Annotated in this window: 20 protein-coding genes; 9 read left to right on the top strand and 11 right to left on the bottom strand. The window is 64.3% G+C overall.

The annotated features are described in order from the left end of the window. Positions 1–35: 35 nt before the first annotated feature. From AO716_RS06470 to AO716_RS06460, 3 genes are all read right to left on the bottom strand, one after another. Positions 36–506 carry an acyl-CoA thioesterase gene (locus tag AO716_RS06470; protein ID WP_055240156.1) on the bottom strand — a complete coding sequence of 157 codons (471 nt, stop codon included), beginning with the start codon at positions 504–506 and terminating at the stop codon, positions 36–38. Between the two features lie 154 nt (positions 507–660). Next, a complete protein-coding gene (locus AO716_RS06465) occupies positions 661–1,650 on the bottom strand; it encodes an LLM class flavin-dependent oxidoreductase (protein WP_055240155.1) in 990 nt (329 codons plus the stop codon). Positions 1,651–1,717: 67 nt separating this feature from the next. Continuing rightward, positions 1,718–2,227, bottom strand: coding sequence for an SRPBCC family protein (locus tag AO716_RS06460; RefSeq protein ID WP_055240154.1), 510 nt, complete (start codon positions 2,225–2,227; stop codon positions 1,718–1,720). A gap of 149 nt (positions 2,228–2,376) precedes the next feature. On the opposite strand from AO716_RS06460, the gene AO716_RS06455 reads away from it, so the two are divergent. Then, positions 2,377–3,105 (top strand): DUF72 domain-containing protein, encoded by a 729-nt coding sequence (locus tag AO716_RS06455; protein ID WP_055240153.1) that lies wholly within the window; start codon positions 2,377–2,379, stop codon positions 3,103–3,105. A 31-nt stretch (positions 3,106–3,136) separates the two neighbouring features. On the opposite strand, the gene AO716_RS06450 is transcribed toward AO716_RS06455, so the two are convergent. Continuing rightward, positions 3,137–3,865 (bottom strand): response regulator, encoded by a 729-nt coding sequence (locus tag AO716_RS06450; protein ID WP_200907602.1) that lies wholly within the window; start codon positions 3,863–3,865, stop codon positions 3,137–3,139. Positions 3,866–3,870: 5 nt separating this feature from the next. After that, on the bottom strand, positions 3,871–5,478 hold the full coding sequence (locus AO716_RS06445) for a sensor histidine kinase (protein WP_235472019.1): 1,608 nt from the start codon (positions 5,476–5,478) through the stop codon (positions 3,871–3,873). Positions 5,479–5,649: 171 nt separating this feature from the next. On the opposite strand from AO716_RS06445, the gene AO716_RS06440 reads away from it, so the two are divergent. Genes AO716_RS06440 through AO716_RS06430 form a run of 3 tightly spaced genes read left to right on the top strand, consistent with a single transcriptional unit; the run spans position 5,650 to position 8,720 of the window. Next, a complete protein-coding gene (locus tag AO716_RS06440; protein WP_055240151.1) occupies positions 5,650–6,645 on the top strand; it encodes a Bug family tripartite tricarboxylate transporter substrate binding protein in 996 nt (331 codons plus the stop codon). Between the two features lie 4 nt (positions 6,646–6,649). Next, on the top strand, positions 6,650–7,186 hold the full coding sequence (locus AO716_RS06435; RefSeq protein ID WP_055240150.1) for a tripartite tricarboxylate transporter TctB family protein: 537 nt from the start codon (positions 6,650–6,652) through the stop codon (positions 7,184–7,186). After that, complete coding sequence (locus AO716_RS06430) at positions 7,179–8,720, top strand: tripartite tricarboxylate transporter permease (protein WP_055240149.1); 1,542 nt, start codon at positions 7,179–7,181, stop codon at positions 8,718–8,720. The genes AO716_RS06435 and AO716_RS06430 overlap by 8 nt, the downstream gene beginning before the upstream one ends. A gap of 80 nt (positions 8,721–8,800) precedes the next feature. On the opposite strand, the gene AO716_RS06425 is transcribed toward AO716_RS06430, so the two are convergent. Genes AO716_RS06425 through AO716_RS06410 form a run of 4 tightly spaced genes read right to left on the bottom strand, consistent with a single transcriptional unit; the run spans position 8,801 to position 12,907 of the window. Then, the gene (locus AO716_RS06425) at positions 8,801–9,598 is read right to left on the bottom strand and encodes an ABC transporter permease (RefSeq protein ID WP_055240148.1); all 798 of its coding nucleotides are present in this window, start codon (positions 9,596–9,598) and stop codon (positions 8,801–8,803) included. 10 nt (positions 9,599–9,608) lie between these two features. Continuing rightward, the gene (locus AO716_RS06420) at positions 9,609–10,535 is read right to left on the bottom strand and encodes an ABC transporter permease (RefSeq protein ID WP_055240147.1); all 927 of its coding nucleotides are present in this window, start codon (positions 10,533–10,535) and stop codon (positions 9,609–9,611) included. Next, on the bottom strand, positions 10,535–11,689 hold the full coding sequence (locus tag AO716_RS06415) for an ABC transporter ATP-binding protein (RefSeq protein ID WP_055240146.1): 1,155 nt from the start codon (positions 11,687–11,689) through the stop codon (positions 10,535–10,537). The genes AO716_RS06420 and AO716_RS06415 overlap by 1 nt, the downstream gene beginning before the upstream one ends. 3 nt (positions 11,690–11,692) lie before the next feature. Then, complete coding sequence (locus AO716_RS06410) at positions 11,693–12,907, bottom strand: ABC transporter substrate-binding protein (RefSeq protein WP_055240145.1); 1,215 nt, start codon at positions 12,905–12,907, stop codon at positions 11,693–11,695. Positions 12,908–13,156: 249 nt separating this feature from the next. Between AO716_RS06410 and AO716_RS06405 the strand changes: the two genes are divergently transcribed. Genes AO716_RS06405 through AO716_RS06395 form a run of 3 tightly spaced genes read left to right on the top strand, consistent with a single transcriptional unit; the run spans position 13,157 to position 16,415 of the window. Then, complete coding sequence (locus AO716_RS06405) at positions 13,157–13,621, top strand: Lrp/AsnC family transcriptional regulator (RefSeq protein ID WP_055240144.1); 465 nt, start codon at positions 13,157–13,159, stop codon at positions 13,619–13,621. Beyond that, positions 13,618–15,030 carry an aspartate aminotransferase family protein gene (locus AO716_RS06400; RefSeq protein WP_055240143.1) on the top strand — a complete coding sequence of 471 codons (1,413 nt, stop codon included), beginning with the start codon at positions 13,618–13,620 and terminating at the stop codon, positions 15,028–15,030. Before AO716_RS06405 ends, AO716_RS06400 begins: the two co-directional genes overlap by 4 nt. Continuing rightward, on the top strand, positions 15,030–16,415 hold the full coding sequence (locus tag AO716_RS06395) for an NAD(P)/FAD-dependent oxidoreductase (protein ID WP_055240142.1): 1,386 nt from the start codon (positions 15,030–15,032) through the stop codon (positions 16,413–16,415). The genes AO716_RS06400 and AO716_RS06395 overlap by 1 nt, the downstream gene beginning before the upstream one ends. Positions 16,416–16,455: 40 nt before the next feature. Here AO716_RS06395 and AO716_RS06390 read toward each other — a convergent pair whose 3' ends face one another. Together AO716_RS06390 and AO716_RS06385 are read right to left on the bottom strand one after the other, a co-directional pair. Continuing rightward, positions 16,456–16,767, bottom strand: coding sequence for a cupin domain-containing protein (locus AO716_RS06390; RefSeq protein ID WP_055240141.1), 312 nt, complete (start codon positions 16,765–16,767; stop codon positions 16,456–16,458). A gap of 61 nt (positions 16,768–16,828) precedes the next feature. Further along, complete coding sequence (locus AO716_RS06385; RefSeq protein WP_082413389.1) at positions 16,829–18,460, bottom strand: PucR family transcriptional regulator; 1,632 nt, start codon at positions 18,458–18,460, stop codon at positions 16,829–16,831. 146 nt (positions 18,461–18,606) lie between these two features. Here AO716_RS06385 and AO716_RS06380 point away from each other — a divergent pair, with 146 nt between their 5' ends. Beyond that, entirely contained in the window at positions 18,607–20,097 is a 1,491-nt protein-coding gene (locus AO716_RS06380; protein WP_055240140.1) for a CoA-acylating methylmalonate-semialdehyde dehydrogenase, read from the top strand. Positions 20,098–20,111: 14 nt separating this feature from the next. Further along, a complete protein-coding gene (locus tag AO716_RS06375; RefSeq protein ID WP_055240139.1) occupies positions 20,112–21,482 on the top strand; it encodes an aspartate aminotransferase family protein in 1,371 nt (456 codons plus the stop codon). Positions 21,483–21,625 lie beyond the last annotated feature (143 nt).

Here is a 21,625-nt window from a genome sequence, read left to right as displayed (position 1 = left end):
AGATGGTAGTCCGCGCGCTTTTCCGCGGGGACCCCTTAAGCAAAGACAGATGTGCCGGTATGCCGGCCACAGAGTTCCCGCTGCTCTGCGGTAACCCGCAGCAGGGCGCCCGTGACTGCGTCGACAAAGGCCAGAGTGGTTTCAGCCTTGATGCACGCCTTATTCGTCACCGGGTCGGACACCAGGTAGGAAATGGTCAGGCTCGCTCCCTTGACCGAGCTGAACCAAATATCGACGTCGGCCGGGACGTTGCGGTACTCCAGCGGAGCGAGGTACTTGACCCTGTGTTCAGAGACCAGCGACTGGGTGTTTGGCGGAACCGTGTTGAATAGCGGCACGGGCGGCTCGATCCCGTGTGCACCGGTGCCGCCGGGCGGACCGAACGCGAGGATTCTGGCTTCTTCCAGCATCCGGATCACTTCAACGTTGTTGATGTGCCCATAGGCGTCCATGTCCGACCAGCGCATCGGCACGTTGACCCGGATGACGTGGGCGGATGTTTCCATGTCTAGATTCTGGCATAGGGCCGGCGCACCTGTCCGCGGTCATCCAGGCCCTGATGCAATCGCCTTCCCCGTTCCTCCCCGCGAGATGGCAGAAACTGCCCGTTTGAGGGTTCATACGGGCAGTTTCTGCCATCTCGATGAAGGTGAAGACGGGTTAGGCGGGAACGAGCTCGGCAGCCTCGGCCAGGAGTGTGAAGGACCGCAGCCGTTGCTCCAGCGTGGGAGCGTGGGTGGCCACGATCAGCTCATCCGCCTGGGCATGTCCGGCGAACCAGTCGAGGTAGCTGCGGACCTCGGCGGGGGTACCAACTGCGGAGTAGTGGCCCATCATCTTGATGTGCTGGCCTGCCGGGGATTCAAGCACCAGGTCGGCTTCCTCATCCGTGTAGGTGCGGTCCTTGCCCAGGAGCTGGGTGACCCGCCGGCGCTGGGACTGCTTGAAGATTTCCTCTGCCTCCCCGGTGGTGGGAGCGGCGAGGGCGTTCACTCCGGCAATCACGTACGGTTCCGCCAGCTGTTCGGAGGGCTTGAACTCGCGCCGGTACAGCGCGACGGCGTCCTGGAGCGCCTGCGGCGCGAAGTGCGAGGCGAAGGAGTACGGCAGGCCCAGCGCGGCGGCCAGCCGGGCGCCAAAGAGGGAGGATCCGAGGATGTACAGCGGCACGTTGGTGCCCTTGCCCGGAATGGCGTCGATGCCGGGAATCAAGCTGTTGCCGGTGAGGTATCCCTGCAGCTCCTGGACGTCACGGGGGAAGCTGTCTGCAGACATGGGATCACGCCGCAGTGCGCGCATGGTCTTCTGGTCACTGCCCGGAGCCCGCCCAAGGCCCAGGTCGATCCGTCCCGGATACAGGGACTCCAGGGTGCCAAACTGCTCGGCAATAGTCAGCGGGGCATGGTTGGGCAGCATGATTCCGCCGGCACCAAGCCGGATGGTGGATGTGTTGGCACCGATGAAGGAGATCAGCACACTCGTGGCCGACGACGCGATGGTCGGCATGTTGTGGTGCTCTGCGTACCAGACACGTCGGTACCCAAGCTTTTCGGCGTGCCGGGCAAGGGCCAGGCTTTCCTGGAATGAGTCGGCTGCAGTCCCGCCTTCTTCAATGGAGGCGAAGTCGAGGATGGAAAGCGGGTAGGTCATGGAAAGCGGGCCTTTCGTTGCACTTGGTGGGGCTTAGTAATGCAACGGCGTGAGTCCCGGGGTTATTTCAGGCCCGCCGCGCCAGGTACTCCGCCAACCGGGAAAAGGACGAGTTCCAGCCCGTCTCGTGCCCGTCCCTGTCCCTGGTGTCCGGAAACGGACCCTGGGCGAACGCCATCCGCGTGCCGCCGTCGTGCGGTTCCAGGTCCACGGTAATCAGCGTGGTGTTGCTGGCAGGTGTGCCGTCCGGCTGCTCCCACCGCTGGGTCATCGAGAGGTGGCCCGGCGGGTCCAGCCGCTCGAGGGTACCGCCCCACCACAATTCGTCCCCGGTAATGGTGTTGACCATGCAGGCCCGGTACTCGCCTCCTTCGCGGCTGTCCATGCGCACCCTGTCCTCCGGGACGGTAAAACCCTCCGGACCCCACCAGTCCGTAACGTGGGCAAGGTCAGTCCACGCGTTGTAGACCGCGTCGGGCTGCGCCCGCAGGTCCCGCACCATATGCAGATAGATTCCCCGCCCGGAACCGGATTGATTTGGCTGATCCGGCTGCTGGGACTTTTCCGGCTGTTCCATGCTGGGTCCTTTCCCGCGCTTCCAAGCTGGTACGAGGCTCCGTTTCCAGTCTGCCGTTCGGCAGGCTCCCTGTGTACGCTTCCGCGCTCTTTTTGGGATGCGGAGGTACGTTGGTCCGGAAAGACTGGGCCAGGCAGAAAGGGGGACGGATGGGACAGCTGCGCATTGGAACCTCCGGCTGGACATATAGCGACTGGCGGCATGTGCTGTATCCCGCCGGGGTGCCGACCGGAAAGTGGCTGGAGTACTACGCTGCACAGTTCGACACCGTTGAGTTCAACGGGAGCTTCTACCGATGGCCGCGTGAAGAGGCATTCGCCCGGTACCGCGACCGGCTGCCGGACGGTTTCGAGTTCTCCGTGAAGGCGCCGCGGGGGCTAAGCCATGCCCGCAAGCTGCGGGATCCGGAGGTGTGGGTGGACCGGATTACCCGCTGCTGGCAGGTCCTCGGGAACCGTGCCGGCGTGTTGCTGTTCCAGCTGCCGCCGGACTTTGAACGCGACGACGCCAGGCTCGCCCACGTGCTCGGCCTGCTTCCGGAGACAATCCGGGTGGCTGTTGAATTCCGTCATGCCAGCTGGAATGACCCTGAAATCTTCGCGCTCCTGGCCCGCCACAATGCTGCGTACTGCGTGATGAGCGGCGCGCAGCTGCCCTGCATCCTCGAAGCAACCTCCGACTTTGTCTATGTGCGGCTGCACGGGCCGGATCAGCACACCCTGTATGCGGGGTCCTATCCGGATGAGGACCTGCGCTGGTGGGCGGAGCGCATCCGCGAGTGGCTCGCAGGGGGCCGGGATGTCTATGCCTATTTCAATAACGACGGCGGAGGCGCTGCGGTCAACAATGCGCGGCGCCTGCGGGAGCTGCTGCAGTAGAAAACGCCGGGCTGTTCGCGGTGTGACACTTTTAGCCGTCGATACCAATCCAGCGGTAGAACTTCTCCGGCCTGCCGGCATCACCGTATCGGGGTGCCACAGCGGCCATCCCGCGGGTAACCAGGAACTCAAGGTAGCGGCGAGCGCTCACCCGTGCCAGGCCGACGCCGGCCGCGACCGCGGAGGCGGAGCTTTCCCCGCTTTTCTTCAATTCACGCACGACGGCGGTGAGCGTGGGTTCCGACAGCCCCTTGGGCAGTCCGGACAATACCGTCGGGAAGGACGCCGCGGTGCCGGGCCTAAGCAGACGGTCAATGCTTGCCTGGTCGAGTGTGTCACGGCTGCCTTCCTTGCCCCGCAGCTGTTCCCGGGCCTGCAGATAGGCATCCAGGCGGTCCAGCAGCACACGGGACCCAAAGGGCTTGACCAAATAGTGCAGCACACCGCCGGCCATCGCCGCACGAACTGTCTCAAGTTCCCGGGCAGCGGTGATGGCGATGATGTCCACTGGTTCACCCGGGAGGTTCCTGGCTGCCCGCAGTACATCGATGCCGGACATATCCGGCAGATGGATGTCCAGCAGCACGAGTTCCGGACGCAGTGCCCCAATCAGTTCCATTGCCTGGGAACCGGTGTGCGCTGTTCCGGCAACTTCGAACCCTCCATGGGCAAGCAGGAACCCGCTGTGCAGTCCGGCTACCTGCTGGTCATCGTCGACCACCAGGGTACGCACCAGGGCAGTCTTTACTGATTCGGACATGCTGCTCATTCTGTACCCCTTCCGGCGTCGTGTTCGCTGCTGCCTCTCCGGCCCGCTGCAACCGGCGGCTGGCTGGGGCCGAGTTCGACCGTGATCTGGGCTCCGCCGCCCGGAGCGTCGGTGATCCGCACGGTTCCGCTTCGGCGCAGGGCGATGCGGGAAACCAGCGCCAGCCCGAATCCCCGTGTGCCCGGACGGTTATGGCCCTTGGTGGTGTATCCCTCCCGCAGCACCAAAACGCGTTCCTCCGCCGGGATGCCCGGGCCGTTGTCGCTGACAGTGACCCATTGCCGTCCGGCTTGCCACGAGAGCGCAACGCGAATTCTGCCGCCTTTCCCGGCGGCGTCCATGGCATTGTCCAGCAGGTTGCCCAGCACAGTGACGCAGTCGGTGGTCCCGTCCGGCCGCAGATCCGCCCCGGGTTCGAGCACAAGATCGATTCCTTTTTCTTCGCAAAGGCTCCCTTTTGCCATCAGAAGGGCAGCGCTGTCCGGATCGGTGATTCCGTCCGTAGTTGTCGTGGCCAGCAGGGAACCGCCATGGCCGGACCGGGCTATGAAGTCCACTGCCTGTTCGGTATGACCCAGTTCCAGCAGGCCGGAAATCACATGCATGCGGTTGGAGAACTCATGCGCCTGTGCGCGCAGGGCAGAGGTGGCATCCCGGGCCCCGTCAAGGTCCTGCAGCAGCTGGTGCAGCTCGGTGCGGTCCCGGAGGATGAGCACCCCGCCTGTCCTTCGGCCGTCCACTACCGCGCCTCCTGCGCGCGCCAGGAGCACCCGTTCGCCCGCCAGCACCGTCTCATCAGTCTCGCCCGCGGAATGCAGCATCGCCGCCAAGTTGGCGGGAAGTACTTCCTTCGCCGGGCGGCCTTCTGCGTCCGCCGGCAATTCCAGGAGCCGCCGGGCCTCGTCATTGACCAGGGCAACGTTCCCACGTTCATCGATCGCGACGATGCCTTCCCCAATCGCGTGGAGCATTGCATCACGGGTCTTAAGGAGCTGGGCGATTTCTTCCGGTTCCAGCCGGTAGATCCGTTTCCAGACCAGCCGCGAGAGCCAGCTTGCGCCCGCAAAACCGAGCACCGCGGCCGCAATCAGCCAGGCGATGAGCTCCGGCATGTCTTCCTGCAGTTCAGCCTGGAGTTCCGACTCCAGGATCCCCACGGAAGCCGTACCGATGACTGTTGAATCAGGAGCAAAAACCGGAACCTTCACCCGCCAGGATGTGCCCAGTGTGCCGGTCTGGGTTCCCACGTAGACATCGCCGCTCAGCGGTACGGAAGGATCTGTGGACACCTTGCTCCCGATCCGGGCGGGATTGGGGTGGGAATAGCGAATGCCGGCGTCGTCTGTGACCACAACGTAGGTCACACCGGTGGCCTGGGTAATCAGGTCCGCGATGGGCTGGATGGCAGTACTGGGGTCGGGCTCACTGAATGCCTCGACAACTGACGGCAGCTGGGCCACCGAGGTGGCAACGCCAACCATGCGTGCTTCATAGGCGTCGCGGATCTGCTCGGCCTGCATCCGGACTGCGACTGAGCCGGCAACCAGCACCACAACAAGCACAATCAGCAGCTGCAGCAGGAACAGCTGTGATCTGAGCGACATCGATCCGATCATGGGCACATCTTCGCACGCGTCCCGCACCGGGATCCGGAACGTGCCCATGACCACAAAGACCATTACCTCCGCTATGACCGCATTCTGGTCCCGGCATCGGGGTCTTCCTACGCTGAGACGGCACGTGGTGACCCGCATCACGCTGAGAAAGGAAACCTCATGTTGCTTAACCGCGCAATGACGCGCCGTTCAGCCCTCGCAGCCGTAGCCGCCGGCGCAGTTCTTGCCCTTGGAGCGTGCGGCGCATCGGAAGGCTCCACGGCGGACGGAGGAATTGACCGGCTCAACATCGTAGTTCCGGCCGATCCGGGCGGCGGCTGGGACCAGACCGGCAGGGCCATCCAGTCGGATTTGCAGGAAAATGACCTCGTTGGCAATGCCTCCGTACAGAACATCGGCGGTGCCGGAGGGACCAACGGGCTGGCGAAGCTCGCCACCGAGAAGGACCCCAATACCCTGATGGTCATGGGCTACGTTATGGTCGGCGCGGTTGAGACCAACAACGCAGCGAACCGGATTGAGGACACCACTCCCATCGCTCGCCTCACCGAAGAACAGCTTGTTGTTGTGGTGCCCGCTGATTCCGAATACCAGACCATCGACGATTTGCTTGCTGCCGTTAAGGAAGAGGGTCAGGGTGTGTCCATAACGGGCGGTTCCGCAGGCGGTGCGGACCACATCCTCGCAGGGTCGATGCTGAAGGCAGCTGGCATCGATCCTGGAAACCTGAACTACATCCCCTATTCCGGAGGCGGTGAATCGCTGGCCGCGCTCCTGGGCAACAAGGTGAACGCGGGCATTTCTGGCGTGGGTGAATACGCTGAGCAGGTTAAGGCAGGGAAGCTGCGCGCACTGGCCGTCTCCGGCGAGGAACCGGCAGTCCAGCTGCCCGACGTAAAGCCGCTGAGCCAGCAGGGCATTGACGTTGTCCTGACCAACTGGCGCGGTGTAGTCGCTCCGGGTTCCATCGACGACAGCCAGGCGGAAGCCCTCACCGAGCTCGTTACCGAGCTGCACGGAACAGAGGCATGGAAGGCGACGCTGGAAGAGAACAACTGGACCGACGCGTTCCTGACCGGCCCGGAATTCCAGGACTTCCTCACCGAGGACATCAAAACGGTGAAGACGACCTTGACCGACATCGGGCTGCTCTAATCCGATGACTGCTCAGCCGACTGCGCCCGGAGACAGCCGCACGGCTCTCTCCGGGCGCGTAGGGGAACTGCTCTTCGCCGCTGCCGTCCTCAGTCTTGGCGTCACCGGTTTTCTTGCCGGAGCCGGAATCCAAACGCCGCCTTCGGCCAGCGACATCGGCCCCCGAGCCTTCCCATACCTTGTTTCAACTCTTCTAGTCATCGTCGGCACTGCGCTGATCGTCCAGGTAATGCGCGGACGGACAGGCGACGCGGAAGAAGGCGAGGACATCGATCCCACGGTGCGCACCGATTGGGCGGCTCTGGCCAAGCTGGCCGGCTTCCTGATCCTCCACATCTTTCTGATCGAACCTCTTGGCTGGCCCGTGGCTGCAGCCGTGCTCTTCTTCGGGGTGAGCTGGGCCCTCGGCGCAGCTTCATGGATCCGCAGCCTGGTCATAGGCGTGGTCCTTGCCTTGATTCTGCAGGTCGGATTCGCCGGCCTCCTGGGGGTTTCCCTGCCCGCCGGAATCCTGGAAGGGGTGCCGTTCCTCAATGGATAATTTCATTCACCTTATGGAGGGGTTTGCGGTAGCGGCCCAGCCGGTTTACCTGCTCTACGCGCTTGGTGGTGTGCTAATCGGCACAGCCGTGGGCGTACTGCCCGGCATTGGGCCGGCCATGACAGTCGCCCTACTCATGCCCATCACGTATTCGCTGGATCCCACCGCAGCCATCATCGTCTTCGCAGGCATCTATTACGGCGGCATGTACGGCGGCTCAACAACCTCGATTCTGCTGAACACCCCAGGCGAGTCCGCTTCCATTGTGACGGCGCTCGAAGGCAACCGGATGGCCAAGGCCGGCCGGGGCGCCGCCGCCCTGGCTACGGCGGCGATCGGTTCATTCATTGCAGGGACGCTGGCGACCATTGCGCTGACCTTCGTCGCGCCATACGTGGCGGAATTCGCGGTACAGATCGGACCCGTTGAATACGTTGCTCTGATGGTGGTGGCTTTCCTTACCGTCGGCGCGCTGCTGGGAGCCTCCGTGCTGCGTGGACTGGCTTCCCTGGGCATCGGACTCTTTGTCGCCGTCGTAGGTGTGGACCAGCTCACCGCGCAGCAGCGGTACACGTTCGGCAGCGCTTTCCTCGCCGACGGCGTGGACGTGGTGCTGGTTGCCGTGGGCCTTTTTGCTGTGGGTGAGGCGTTCTACGTGGCGTCCCGACTGCGCCACGGGCCGGTAGAGGTCATTCCGGTCACGGGCAGGTGGAACACCTGGATGCGCCGGGAGGACTGGAGCCGTTCCTGGAAGCCCTGGCTGCGCGGAACCGCGATTGGTTTCCCGGTGGGGACCATCCCTGCCGGCGGGGCGGACGTCGCCACGTTTCTGTCCTACGCTTCGGAACGGAAACTGGCTAAGGGCCGCCGCAAGGCACAGTTCGGCAAGGGCGCGATCGAGGGCGTGGCAGGGCCTGAAGCAGCGAACAATGCGGCTGCAGCCGGAGTGCTCGTTCCCCTGCTGACCTTGGGAATTCCGACCACTGCTACCGCCGCAATGATGCTTGTGGCATTCCAGCGGTACCAGATCCAACCAGGGCCATTGTTGTTCGAAAGCGAAAGCGCCCTGGTGTGGGCCCTGATTGCCAGCCTCTACGTCGGCAACCTGATGCTCCTGGTCCTGAACCTGCCGCTGGTGGGCATATGGGTCAAGATCCTGCAGATCCCCCGGCCATATCTATACGCGGGAATCCTGGTCTTCGCGGCTCTGGGCGCCTACTCGGTCAACTTCACCAGCGTGGACGTTGTGCTGCTGCTGCTGATCGGCGTTCTTGGGTTCTTTATGCGGCGCTACGGTTACCCGATCGCCCCGCTGGTGGTCGGCCTGATCCTGGGCCCGATTTTCGAGAATCAGCTGCGGCGTTCACTGGCCATCTCCCAGGGCGATCCGCTGGCGCTGGTGCAGTCCCCTATCGCGGCGGGTATCTATGCATCCCTCGTGGTGATCTTCGGCCTGTCTATCTGGATGCGCCGCCGGCAGCGTGCTCTTGCAGCAACTGCCGTTGCGGCGGATGAACGTGAGGTCACTGCCTAACCGCAGCCGGACCATCGAGCACAGCAGAGGGCGCCTGGCGGATGATCCGCCAGGCGCCCTCTTAGTGCCGCGTTCAGTCCCTACCGGGCCGCCAGCATCTTGGCCCGGCGGTGTGCCAGGACCTGTCCGCCGATGACCACCAGCAGGGAAATGATGAACATTGCCGAGCCAATCACGTTGGCCTGCGCCGGGATGCCCCTGGTCGCCGCGACGTAAATGAACTTCGGGAACGTGTCCAGGTTGCCGGAGTTGAAGTTGGTGATGATGAAGTCATCGAAGCTCATGGCGAAGGCCAGCAGTGCCGCAGCCACAATACCGGGCAGCAGCAGCGGGAAAGTGACCCGCCAGAACGCCTGGATGGGCGAGGCGTAAAGGTCCCCGGCTGCTTCCTCCAGCTTGGGGTCGAGGCTCGCAACACGCGCCTTGACCGTCACCACCACAAAGGAAATGCAGAAGATGGAGTGCGCGATGATCACGGTGCCCATGCCCAGCTCAGCGCCCACGTTCAGGAACTGCGCCAGGAGCGAAGCGCCCAGCACCACTTCAGGGGTAGCAAGCGGCAGGAAGATCAGCATGTTCGCCGTCGCGTTGAATTTGAAGCGGTAACGGACCAGCCCGACGGCGATCGCCGTACCCAGCACCGTCGAAATCAGCGTTGCCGCCAGCCCTACCTGCAGGGAATTGCCCAGCGCCTCGCAGACACCGGGGGCCCCGCAGGGGTTCTTCCAGTTATCCAGCGTGAAGCCGCGCCAGGAAAGGTTGGTGCGGCCGGCGTCGTTGAAGGAGAAGGCAAAGACGTAAACGATCGGAACCAGGAGGAAAAGGAAGGCCAGTCCTCCGAACACCGGCACAAGCCAGCGGCCTAGTTTCTGTTTCATGTTTGGTTCCTTACATCAGTTCTTTGGTGCCGAAACGCCGCACGTACAGGATCACCAGGAACAGGATCGCGAGCATCAGCAGGAAGGAAAGCGCCGATGCGCCCGGGTAGTCGACCACGCGGAAGAACCGGGAATCGATGACCTGGCCGATCATGGTGGTGTTCTGGTTGTTGCCCAGCAGGGCAGCATTCACGTAGTCGCCGGTGGCTGGAATGAACGTCAGCAGCGTCCCGGCCATCACACCCGGCAGCGACAACGGGAAGGTGATCTTGCGGAAGGTCGTGATGCCGTTGGCGTATAGGTCGCCGCCGGCCTCGATCAGCCGGGTGTCCAGGCGTTCCAGGTTCGCGTAGATAGGCAGGGTCATAAACGGCAGGAAGTTGTAGGTCAGGCCGCAGATGACGGCGAAGGCCGTGGCGGTGAGCCGGCCGTCCTCGGGCAGCAGGGACACCGCACGCAGGACGGAGACCACCGGTCCTTCATCTGCCAGGATCTGCTTCCAGGCCTGGGTGCGGAGGATGAAGCTGGTGAAGAACGGCGCGATGATAAGCACCAGGAGGATGCCTTTGAGCAGCTTCCGGTCCCGCAGCCGAACGGCCACCAGGTAGGCCATCGGGTAGCCGATAACCAGGGCAGCAACCGTGGCGATCAGCGCGAACCCGAATGAACGGAGCACTGCCGGCCAGTAGTTCTGCAGCACTACTACGTAGTTGCCGAACTCCAGCGCCGGAACGAACTGCCCGACGTCGGCCCCTTCGGGCTTGATGTAGAGCGAAGTTGCCAGCAGGGAGAGCACCGGCATGGCAAAGAAGAGCAGCAGGAAGATGAACCCGGGAAGAATCAGCAGGTAGCCGATCCGTCCGCGGCGCTTGCCGGCTTCCTCTTCTGCAGCGCTGGGCCCGGTGCCGGCGGCCTTGCCTGCGGTGAGGAGCGCCATTACAGGCCGTCCTCTCCGGCGCCGGCCTCCCGGTCCTCACTTCCGCTGAGGCCAAAGGCGTGTTCGGGATCCCAAGCAAGGCGCACCCGGTCACCGTCGTTGAACAGGGCCCCGCCGTGGTTCTGCGCAAAGACACCAACGGTGCCGATGCCCTCGGCGTCGACCAGGTATTCGGTGCTGGCCCCCGTGAAGGAAGCATCGAGCACCACCCCGCGGATCGATCCGGGTGCGGCAGCAGCCGTATCCGCTTCCATCCGCAGCTTCTCCGGCCGGATGCCCACCAGGATCTTGCCGGTATGGTCCGTGGCCCGTTCCTTGAGAAGGGTCAGGGAGTTGCCTGCGACGTCGATCTGCAGGTACTCGCCCGCGTCACCGGTGACCGTGGCCTGCATGAGGTTGGACTTGCCCAGGAAGTTCGCGACAAAAGCGGTTCGCGGAAGTTCGTACAGTTCCTGCGGCGGGCCCATCTGCTCAACCTGGCCGTGGTTCATCACGGCCACGGTGTCCGCCATGGTCATGGCTTCTTCCTGGTCGTGGGTGACGTGGACAAAGGTCAGGCCAACTTCGGTCTGGATCTTCTTCAGTTCCACCTGCATCTGGCGGCGCAGTTTCATGTCCAGCGCACCGAGCGGCTCATCCAGGAGCAGTACGGCCGGCCGGTTGACGACGGCGCGGGCCAAAGCGACGCGCTGCTGCTGGCCGCCGGAGAGCTGGGCCGGACGGCGGGCTGCCAGGTGTGCCAGCTCAACCAGCTCCAGTGCCTCCTTTGCCTGGGCCTCGGCATCGCGGATCTTGCGGCGCTTGAGCCCAAAGGCAACGTTGTCCAGCACGCTCATGTGCGGGAACAGTGCGTAGTTCTGGAAAACCGTGTTGACCGGACGCTGGTAAGGGCTGGTGCCGGTGATGTCCTTGCCCCCGATGGAAATGCTGCCTGCCGTGGGCTGTTCCAGGCCGGCGATCATCCGCAGCGTGGTGGTCTTGCCGCAGCCGGAGGGGCCAAGCAGGGCGAAGAAGGAGCCGGAGGGGATTACCAGGTCCAGGTTATCCACGGCAGTGAATTCGGTGAACCGTTTTGTGACGCCGGAAAGAACGAGGTCTGCTCCGGAGCCCTGCGCAGCGGCGCCTGATTCCCGGGAAAGTTCGGTGGTGCTCATCTATCAGTTTCCGATCGCAGTCTGGAACCGGTCGTTGAAATCGGTCTCTTCGTCGGGGCTCAGCGTGCGGATCACGTGGGCGTTGGCCAGGTACTCGTCCGTGGGGAAGATCAGCGGGTTCTCGACGAGTTCGGGGTCGATGGCCTCCATAGCTTCCCGTGCTCCTTCAACCGGGCAGATGTAGTTCACGTAGGCTGCGACGGTTGCGGCATTGACCGGGTCATAGTAGTAGTCCATGAGCTTCTCGGCGTTGGTCTTATGTGTCGCTCCGATCGGGACCAGCAGGTTGTCGGACCACAGCGTGCCGCCGGCTTCGGGCAGCGCGAACTCCCATTTGTCGCCCTCTTCGAAGTTCAGCTGGGTGATGTCGCCGGACCAGCCGATAACCGCCAGGGCGTCACCTGAAATCAGGTCTTCCTTGTAGGAGTTGCCCTTGACCTGGCGGATCTGGCCGTCCGCGATCTGCTTGGACAGGACGTCCAGGGCGTTCTCGAACTCATCCTCGCCCCAGTCACCGGTGATATCCACGCCCTGATCCATCATGAGCAGGCCCATGGTGTCCAGCATCTCGTCGAGGACCTCCACACGGCCCTTGAGCTCGGGCTGCCAAAGATCGGACACGGACTTCAGGCCCTTGGGGAAAGCTTCCTTGTTCCATACGATCCCGCCAAAGCCGGACTGCCAGGTGAGGGAGTGCTTGCGTCCCGGATCGAAGTCCACGTTCTGCAGGCCGGCCAGCAGGTTCTTGGAGTTGGGGATGTTGTCCAGGTTCAGTTCCTGGGTGTAGCCCAGGCGAATCATGCGCCCTGCCATCCAGTCGGTGAGCGTGATGATGTCCTGGCCGATGTCCTGGCCGGCGGAGAGCTGGCCCTGCACCTTGCCGAAGTATGAATCGTTTCCGTCCACGTCTTCGGAGTAGTTCGCCTTGATCCCGGTGGCTTCGCTGAACGCCTCCAGCGAGGGGTACTTCCGGGTTGAGTCGTCGTAGTCCAGGTAGAGGGTCCAGTTGGCCCAGTTCACGATCTTGTCAGTGTCTGAAACGTCAGCTGCGGGGCTCGGCTTCGAGGACGAACCACCGCTGGTTCCGCCTCCGGTTCCGCAGGCCGCAAGCATGCCTGCAACGGAAAGCCCACCGGCCCCCATGAGCAGCTTCCGCCGGGACAGCTGGGCGTTGACGATACTCCGTAGCATCGGATCGTTCACGGGGCGCTTCGACATAAGGGGCTCCTTGCTGGCACTACTTGCACTGCGGACGGGTGTTGATGATTGATAGTGCCAGACCGAAATCCGTTGCGACAAGGTTTTCGTTGTAAAAGTTTTGTTACACAACGGTTTCCAAATGAATATGACAAAGATCAGCACGCTTTCCGTTCCGAAAAGCCTTGATTTCACACGAAATAAAAGATTGAATTGCTACCACTCACGCAGTCTGAGCTCTCGAATCCGCACCTGGAGGTGGCGCAAACCATGGAATCCGCTTCTGGGAACCATTCCGTCGACGACATCTCCAAGGCGATCATTGAGCAGCTTCAGGAAGACGGACGCCGTTCCTACGCCGCGATCGGAAAGGCCGTGGGCCTTTCCGAAGCGGCAGTCCGGCAGCGGGTCCAAAAACTGACAGACAGCGGCGTCATGCAGATCGTTGCGGTGACCGATCCCCTGCAGCTGGGCTTCCCCCGGCAGGCGATGCTGGGCATCCGCGTGAACGATGACGTCCTTGCGGTAGCTGACCGGATCTCAGTAATTGATCAGGTGGACTACTGCGTGGTGACTGCCGGCTCGTTCGATCTGCTGGCCGAAGTGGTGTGCGAAAACGACCAGGACCTGATGCTGCTGGTCAACCGGTTCCGCAGCATCCCCGGAGTTTCAACCACCGAAACCTTTATGTACCTCTCCCTGCGCAAGCAGGCCTACAACTGGGGCACCAGATGACCGAAACAACTGTCCAGCCTTCAACTTCTTCGTCAACAACGCCGCGCGGAACGGACCGCCAGCAGGCGGCACGTGACCACCTGTGGATGCACATGGCCCGCCACTCCGGAACGGCCGCCGGTGGAAATGTACCGATTATTACGCGCGGCAAAGGCCATCACATTTATGACGACCGCGGCCATGAACTGATTGACGGCCTGGCCGGGCTGTTCACCGTGCAGGTCGGCCACGGCCGGGAAGAACTGGCCGAGGCTGCTGCCCGCCAAGCCCGTGAGCTGAGCTTCATGCCGCTTTGGTCCTACGCCCATCCGCCGGCCATCGACCTCGCTGAGCGCCTCGCGGCCGGAGCCCCCGGCGACCTGAACCGCGTCTTCTTCACCTCCGGCGGCGGCGACTCCGTCGAGTCCGCGTGGAAGCTCGCGAAGCAGTACTTCAAGCTGACCGGCCGGCCCACCAAGCACAAGGTCATTTCCCGCGCCGTCGCTTACCACGGCACTCCCCAGGGAGCCTTGTCCATCACCGGCATCCCGGACATGAAGTCCGCCTTCGAGCCGCTGGTCCCGGGCGCTTTCCGCGTCCCGAACACTAACCAGTACCGCGCACCTGCCGGTCTGGAGGACCCGGAGGCCTTCGGCCGCTGGGCCGCCGACCGCATCGGCGAAGCCATTGAATTCGAGGGGCCGGACACTGTCGCCGCTGTCTTCCTCGAGCCGGTGCAGAACTCCGGCGGCTGCTTCCCGCCGCCCCCCGGATACTTCAAGCGTGTGCGCGAAATCTGCGACCAGTACGACGTACTGCTGGTCTCGGACGAAACGATCTGCGCCTTTGGCCGTGTTGGCTCGATGTTCGCCTCGACCGACTTCGACTACGTACCGGACATCATCACCTGCGCCAAGGGCATCACCAGCGGCTATGCGCCGCTGGGCGCAATGATCGCTTCCGACCGGCTGTTCGAACCGTTCACCAAGGGCGACACCACGTTCTACCACGGCTACACCTTCGGCGGGCACCCGGTCTCCGCCGCCGTCGCCATGGCGAACCTGGACATCTTCGAAGCCGAAGATCTCAACAACCGTGTGAAGACCAATGCACCGGCTTTCCGCGCCACCCTGGAAAAGCTCAAGGACCTGCCGATTGTGGGCGATGTCCGCGGCGCCGGCTACTTCTACGGGATCGAACTGGTCAAGGACAAGGCAACCAAGGAGACCTTCTCCGCCGACGAGTCCGAGCGCCTGCTGCGCGGTTACATTTCAACCGCACTCTACGACGCCGGCCTCTACTGCCGCGCTGACGACCGGGGGGACCCCGTCATCCAGCTGGCACCGCCGCTGACCATCGGCCAGCCCGAGTTCGACCAGATTGAATCCATCCTGCGCTCTGTCCTTACGGAAGGCCTGAACCACCTCTGATGAGCATCTCCACAGCCCCGGTAAACGGCAATGTTTCCTTCTGGTACGCGGACACGGGTGTTCCTGAACCCCGTCCCGGCCTGGATGGGAACCGCGAGGCGGACGTCGCCGTCGTGGGTGCCGGTTACACGGGGCTGTGGACTGCCTACTACCTGAAGAAGGCCCGGCCGGACCTGTCCGTGGTGGTGCTCGAATCCCGCTTCGCGGGGTTCGGCGCCTCCGGGCGGAACGGCGGGTGGCTGACGAATTCGATCACCGGCGGGCGCAGCCAGTACGTGAAGTCACACGGCCGCGCCGTCGTGGGGCGGTTCCAGGAACTGCTCAACGAGACCGTGGACGAAGTTATCGCGGTGGCAGCTGCCGAGGGCATCGACGCTGCGATGGCCAAGGGCGGGGAACTGAACGTGGCCCGCAACGAGGCGCAGCTGGGCCGCCTGCGGGCGTGGGCGGAAGACGAAGCCGCCTGGCCGGAGGCAGGGACCCGCCTGCTCGACGCCGCCGGGACCGCTGAGCGGATTCACGTTGCCGGCGCGCTGGGCAGCATCCATCATCCGCACTGCGCCCGGATCCATCCTGCCCGCCTGGTGCGCGGTCTGGCTGCCGCCGTCGAACGCCTTGGCGTTCCCATTTATGAGGGCACAACCGTGACGGACATCCAGCCCGGACGCGCCGTGACCGACTGCGGGACCGTCAGTGCGAAGTACATCCTCCGTGCCACTGAGGGTTTCACCGCCAACCTGCGCGGCCACCACCGGGAATGGCTCCCGATGAACTCCTCCATGATCGCCACGGAGCCGCTCCCGGACGCGGTCTGGCAGCAGATCGGCTGGAACTCGATGGACACCGTCGCGGACATGGCCCATGCCTATATGTATGCGCAGCGGACGGCAGACGGCCGGATTGCGCTGGGCGGACGCGGGGTGCCCTACCGCTTTGGTTCCCGCACGGATACCGACGGCGCCACGCAGCCGGAGACCATTGCCAGCCTCACGGCGCTGCTGCAGGACATGTTCCCTGCCGCTGCCGACGCCCGGATTGAGCATGCCTGGGCCGGGGTGCTGGGTGTTCCGCGTGACTGGAAGGCCACCGTTGGCCTGGACCCGAAGACCGGACTGGGCTGGGCCGGAGGCTACGTGGGCACCGGCGTAGCGGCTACGAACCTGGCTGCCCGCACCCTGCGCGACCTGATCCTTGACCCCGGCAGCGAGCTGACCGCCATGCCGTGGGTCAACCGCAGGGTCCGCAAATGGGAACCGGAACCACTGCGTTGGATTGCCGTGAAGGCCATGTACGCGGCGTACTACGCTGCGGACCGCGCTGAGCGCAACGGCCGGAGCACGACGTCGCCCATCGCCAAGGCAGCAAACCTGGTCTCCGGGCGCTAGGGCGCCGGCTGCCAGCCTGCACCTTTACGCGTTCTGAGTCTTAGCCCTGAGGCTTCAGCTCAATCTCCACGAAGGCGAACTCGGTATCCGTCTTGTTGATGACGTTGTGTTCGCTGCCTGCCTCGCGGGCGTAGGACTCCCCAACCACCAGATCCCGCGTTGCCTGGCCTTCGGCAGTCTCATAACTCATGTGCCCCGCAACGGTCGGAACCACCACATAGTCCAGCTCGTGCCGGTGCCAGCTGGTCTGGGTCCCCGGAGGAAACCGCCATTCCGTGACCCGAACGCGGTCATTATCGATCTGCACGGTGGCAACGGCCTGCCCGTAGTCCAAGGATGATGATGAGGTCATGCGTTGAACCTACCGCGGCAGGGACCTGCTTTGGCTTAGGCGGTCTTTTGTTACCGCATGCTCAGCCTGCCGGGGAAAGCGCCTGGAGCTGGCGCAGGAGCACCGCCACGTGCAGTGACGTCCGGGACTCGGGATCATCCAGCGATACCCCCAGACGGGACTCAAGCTTCTGCAGCCGGGCGTAAAGCGTGGGACGGCTGAGGTAGCCGGTCCGGGCCAGTGAAGTCTTGTTGCCGCCGCATTCAAGGAAGCGCTGCAGCAGGGCCAGATCCTCCTCCGCCTCAAGTCCCCGCAGTTCCGCCTCCGCAAAAGAGACAGCCCTGGGATCCTCGCGCAGCAGCGCCAGGAGTCCGCGCAGGCGCACGTCCGTGGATCGGAAATAGCGGTTGGCCCCAGCACTGAGTGTGCTGGCCGTCTGCGCTACATGGGCAGCCTCATCCAGACCGGCAGCGGCGTCGGCCAGGCGGGTCCGCACCCGTCCCACTCCGGCAGTCCACACCAGTTCCCCCGGCGCCGTTCGGGAAGCAAGGTCACCGCAGATCCGCTCCAGCATCCCGTCCTCCAGCATCCGTGCCGGCAACGCCAGCAGAACTGCCACCTGCCCGGTCTGCAGCGCTGCAGCGAGCGCACTGTTCCGGGTCGCTGCCAATACGGCGTCGAGCCCTTCAAGCAGTGCCCGTTCCTTGCGCTGCATGGACATCGGGTCTTTGGCGGACCCTGAATCCAGGTGCAGCACCAGGGGCAGGTACGCCGGGGACGGCTTGAGGCCCAGTGCTGATGCCCGGGTTAGCGCCTCGTCCTCATCCTGCGAGCGGGAACTGCGCAGCTCATGGATCAGTCCGGCCTGTGCCTGCTGGGCCAGCCCGGCCTGGTCCCGCTCCGCGAGCCGGTTGATGGACAGGGCCTGCCCGGCACGCTCCAGGACCATTGCCGCTTCCGAGGCCTCCCCGGGAGCCCGGGGCACTCCGGGAAGCACGAGCCTGCCCCACTGCGTACTGCCCAGGCCAACGGGTGTCTGCAGCCAGCGCTCATCTCCGGCTACCCGGGTTTCCGGGGATACATGCACCGCCCGCGAACGGCGCTGCCAGTCCTGCAGCAGTTCCTGCGCCGCCATGGCTCCCGCGGCGAAGGCCACCACAAGGTGCGAGCTGTCCTCCAGGACCACGGGCGCGTCCAGCAGCTGCGCGGTCCGGTCCACAATCTCCTGAACCCCGGCGCTCTGCAGGCTCAGCATGGTGAAGACTTCATGCACCTGCCGGGCCTTTTCCACCTGTTCCAGCTGGCTGGCCACGATCCGCCGGTGCACCACTTCGGTGACTTCCACGAAGCGGACAGTGCGGTGCAGCCTGACCACCGGGAGGGCCGTAGAGGAACGCTCCGCTGCCAGCCGGGCACCGGTTTCCAGAGCGGCGGCGGCTTCCGGACGGTCCGGCGGGATTTCGACGACGACGCCTGCCGCCCCGGCTGCCTGGAGACCGCTGAGGTACTCGGCCGCCTGACCGGCGGACTTTCCAAAGGCCAATCCGGTGGTCAGCACAAGTTCCCCGCCCTCCAGGAGATCGGCGAGGCTCCGGAGCTCGGCCACGTGCACCCAGCGCACCGGTACGTCCAGGGAGTCACCTCCGGTGAGGATCTCAGGCTCCCCTGCCCGGACGACGCCGAGGTCCAGGACGGTACGCAGCTGCAGGCTCATGCCTGGAAGTCTAGGCAGGGAGGATTGCAGTAAGCCAACACTTCGTAAAGATTTCTGGATATTTCCTGACACGTTGGCAATGTTGCGCGAGCAGGCGACTGGGCAGGATTGTGACCAGCCCCTCTACCAGCCACCAAGGAGTACACGTGCAGACCACGAAGCACTGGATCAACGGCGCCTTTACGGCACCGGCCGACACCCGCGTTGCCGATGTGACCAACCCGGCCACCGGCAAGACCACCTCCCAGGTAGCCCTGGCCAGCGAAGAGACCGTCAACGAAGCCGTTGCCGCAGCCGCCGCGGCTTTCCCGGCCTGGCGTGACACGTCCCTGGCCCGCCGCACCCAGATCCTCTTCAACTTCCGCGAACTGCTCAATGCCCGCAAGCCGGAACTGGCAGCGATCATCACGGCCGAGCACGGCAAGGTCCTTGACGACGCCCTCGGCGAAATCAGCCGCGGCCAGGAAGTCGTTGAATTCGCCTGCGGCATCCCGCACCTGCTCAAGGGCGGCTTCACCGAGAACGCCTCCACCAAGGTGGACGTCCACTCCGTCCGCCAGCCCGTTGGCCCGGCGGCGATCATCAGCCCGTTCAACTTCCCGGCCATGGTGCCCATGTGGTTCTTCCCCGTGGCCATCGCCACCGGCAACACCGTAGTGGTCAAGCCCAGCGAAAAGGACCCGACGGCGGTCAACTGGGTTGCCGAGCTGTGGAAGGAAGCCGGCCTGCCGGACGGCGTCTTCAACGTAGTCCACGGCGACAAGGTGGCTGTGGACACCCTGCTGCACCACCCGGACATCAAGTCCGTCTCCTTCGTCGGCTCCACCCCGATCGCCCAGTACGTCTACCGCGAAGGCACCGCCAGCGGCAAGCGCGTCCAGGCGCTCGGCGGCGCCAAGAACCACATGATCGTCCTGCCCGACGCCGACCTTGACTTGGCAGCCGACGCCGCCGTCAATGCCGGGTTCGGTTCCGCAGGCGAGCGCTGCATGGCCATTTCCGCCCTCGTTGCAGTTGGGCCGATCGCGGATGAGCTCGTGGCCAAGATCGCTGAGCGCACCCGCACCCTGCGCATCGGCGACGGCCTGCGCGGCACCGACATGGGCCCGCTGGTTACCTCCGCGCACCGGGACAAGGTCGCAGGCTACATCGACGCCGGCGAAGCCGCAGGCGCCACGGTGGTCCTGGACGGACGCAAGGTGGAGGCCGACGCCGACGGTGAAGGCTTCTTCCTCGGCCCCACCCTGTTCGACAACGTCACCCCCGAGATGTCCATCTACACCGATGAGATCTTCGGCCCGGTGCTCTCAGTGGTCCGCGCCGACAGCTATGACGAGGCCCTGGACCTGATCAACTCCAACCAGTACGGCAACGGCACCGCGATCTTCACCAACGACGGCGGCGCTGCCCGCCGGTTCCAGAACGAGGTCCAGGTGGGCATGGTCGGGATCAACGTCCCGATCCCCGTGCCGATGGCCTACTACTCCTTCGGCGGCTGGAAGAACTCCCTGTTCGGAGACTCCCACGCCCACGGCACCGAGGGTGTGCACTTCTTTACCCGCGGCAAGGTCGTCACCACCCGCTGGCTCGATCCCAGCCACGGCGGCCTGAACCTCGGTTTCCCGCAGAACGCCTAGGCAGAGGAGATCCAATGAGCACCACCGCCGAATCGGCAGTCACCGAAGAAGAGCTGGCAGCAGGACGCCGGGCCTACGAGCTGGACCGCAAGCATGTGTTCCACTCCTGGTCCGCGCAGAAACAGATCACCCCGATGACAATCACCCGGGCCGAAGGGTCCTTCGTCTGGGACGGGGAGGGCCGCAAGCTGCTGGACTTCTCCTCGCAGCTGGTCAACACCAACATTGGCCACCAGCACCCGAAGGTCGTCGCGGCCATCCAGGAGCAGGCCGGCAAGCTGTGCACCATTGCTCCGCAGTACGTCAACGACGCCCGTTCAGAGGCTGCGCGCCTGGTCTCGGAACTCACGCCGGGCAACCTGGACACGGTTTTCTTCACCAACGGCGGAGCGGATGCAATTGAGCACGCCATCCGGATGGCACGCCTGCATACCGGCCGCTACAAGGTCCTCTCCGCCTACCGCTCCTACCACGGCGGGACGGCCCTGGCCGTAAACGTCACGGGAGATCCCCGGCGGATTCCCAACGACTACGGCACCGCCGGAACCGTGCACTTCCACATTCCGTTCCTGTACCGCACCCAGTTCCACGCCACCACGCAGGAAGAGGAAGTCCAGCGGGCGCTGGACCACCTGGAACAGCTGATCCTGCTCGAAGGCGCAGGTGCCTTTGCTGCCCTGGTCCTGGAGTCCATTCCGGGTACCGCGGGCATCATGGTTCCCCCGCCCGGCTACCTGGCCGGTGTCCGGGAGCTGACCCGCAAGTACGGCATCGTGTTCATCGCCGACGAGGTCATGGCCGGCTTCGGGCGGTCCGGCAAGTGGTTCGCCGTGGAGCACGCCGAAGGTGTGGAGCCTGATCTGCTGACCTTCGCCAAGGGCGTGAACTCCGGCTACGTTCCGCTGGGCGGTGTGGCGATCTCGGATGAAATCGCCGCCACGTTTGCGGACTCCGCCTACCCGGGCGGACTGACGTACTCCGGCCATCCCCTGGCCTGCGCCGCGGCCGTGGCCACGATCAACGCCATGCGTGACGAAGGCATGGTGGAGAATGCTGCCCGGCTCGGTGAGACCGTCTTCGGTCCCGTCCTGGCGGAGATGGCCCGCAGGCACGCCAGTGTGGGCGAGGTCCGCGGCACCGGTGCTTTCTGGGCCATTGAGCTCGTCAAGAACCGGGAAACCCGCGAACCGCTGGCACCGTACGGCGGATCCAGCCCGGCCATGAACGAACTAATCGGCGCCTGCAAGGAGCGCGGCCTGCTTCCGTTCGCGAACTTCAACCGCATCCATGTGGTGCCGCCGCTGAACATCACCGAGGAAGAGGCACGCACCGGCCTTGCCGTCCTGGACGAAGTCCTGGACATCGCTGACGGCTTCACGGAGTAACCGCCGAACGTGCCTGATTCAGCGGCGGATTCCCACCGGATTCCGCCGCTGAATCAGTGTGTTCCCCTCATGGCCGGACGGACGAATTCCCGGGATTTCCGGGTGTTTCACGCCCGTAAACAATCCCGTCAACTTCATCTTCA

It is taken from the genome of Arthrobacter sp. Edens01, assembly GCF_001307035.1.
Classification (GTDB): Bacteria; Actinomycetota; Actinomycetes; order Actinomycetales; family Micrococcaceae; genus Arthrobacter_B.
This window is presented reverse-complemented; position numbering and strand designations above follow the sequence as displayed.

What these genes read in the sequence shown, in the direction of transcription:
- AO716_RS06470 (WP_055240156.1), bottom strand. Translation starts at nt 506, where the DNA reads ATGGAAACATCCGCCCACGTCATCCGGGTCAACGTGCCGATGCGCTGG.
- AO716_RS06465 (WP_055240155.1), bottom strand. Translation starts at nt 1,650, where the DNA reads ATGACCTACCCGCTTTCCATCCTCGACTTCGCCTCCATTGAAGAAGGC.
- AO716_RS06460 (WP_055240154.1), bottom strand. Translation starts at nt 2,227, where the DNA reads ATGGAACAGCCGGAAAAGTCCCAGCAGCCGGATCAGCCAAATCAATCC.
- AO716_RS06455 (WP_055240153.1), top strand. Translation starts at nt 2,377, where the DNA reads ATGGGACAGCTGCGCATTGGAACCTCCGGCTGGACATATAGCGACTGG.
- AO716_RS06450 (WP_200907602.1), bottom strand. Translation starts at nt 3,865, where the DNA reads ATGTCCGAATCAGTAAAGACTGCCCTGGTGCGTACCCTGGTGGTCGAC.
- AO716_RS06445 (WP_235472019.1), bottom strand. Translation starts at nt 5,478, where the DNA reads ATGTCGCTCAGATCACAGCTGTTCCTGCTGCAGCTGCTGATTGTGCTT.
- AO716_RS06440 (WP_055240151.1), top strand. Translation starts at nt 5,650, where the DNA reads ATGTTGCTTAACCGCGCAATGACGCGCCGTTCAGCCCTCGCAGCCGTA.
- AO716_RS06435 (WP_055240150.1), top strand. Translation starts at nt 6,650, where the DNA reads ATGACTGCTCAGCCGACTGCGCCCGGAGACAGCCGCACGGCTCTCTCC.
- AO716_RS06430 (WP_055240149.1), top strand. Translation starts at nt 7,179, where the DNA reads ATGGATAATTTCATTCACCTTATGGAGGGGTTTGCGGTAGCGGCCCAG.
- AO716_RS06425 (WP_055240148.1), bottom strand. Translation starts at nt 9,598, where the DNA reads ATGAAACAGAAACTAGGCCGCTGGCTTGTGCCGGTGTTCGGAGGACTG.
- AO716_RS06420 (WP_055240147.1), bottom strand. Translation starts at nt 10,535, where the DNA reads ATGGCGCTCCTCACCGCAGGCAAGGCCGCCGGCACCGGGCCCAGCGCT.
- AO716_RS06415 (WP_055240146.1), bottom strand. Translation starts at nt 11,689, where the DNA reads ATGAGCACCACCGAACTTTCCCGGGAATCAGGCGCCGCTGCGCAGGGC.
- AO716_RS06410 (WP_055240145.1), bottom strand. Translation starts at nt 12,907, where the DNA reads ATGTCGAAGCGCCCCGTGAACGATCCGATGCTACGGAGTATCGTCAAC.
- AO716_RS06405 (WP_055240144.1), top strand. Translation starts at nt 13,157, where the DNA reads ATGGAATCCGCTTCTGGGAACCATTCCGTCGACGACATCTCCAAGGCG.
- AO716_RS06400 (WP_055240143.1), top strand. Translation starts at nt 13,618, where the DNA reads ATGACCGAAACAACTGTCCAGCCTTCAACTTCTTCGTCAACAACGCCG.
- AO716_RS06395 (WP_055240142.1), top strand. Translation starts at nt 15,030, where the DNA reads ATGAGCATCTCCACAGCCCCGGTAAACGGCAATGTTTCCTTCTGGTAC.
- AO716_RS06390 (WP_055240141.1), bottom strand. Translation starts at nt 16,767, where the DNA reads ATGACCTCATCATCATCCTTGGACTACGGGCAGGCCGTTGCCACCGTG.
- AO716_RS06385 (WP_082413389.1), bottom strand. Translation starts at nt 18,460, where the DNA reads ATGAGCCTGCAGCTGCGTACCGTCCTGGACCTCGGCGTCGTCCGGGCA.
- AO716_RS06375 (WP_055240139.1), top strand. Translation starts at nt 20,112, where the DNA reads ATGAGCACCACCGCCGAATCGGCAGTCACCGAAGAAGAGCTGGCAGCA.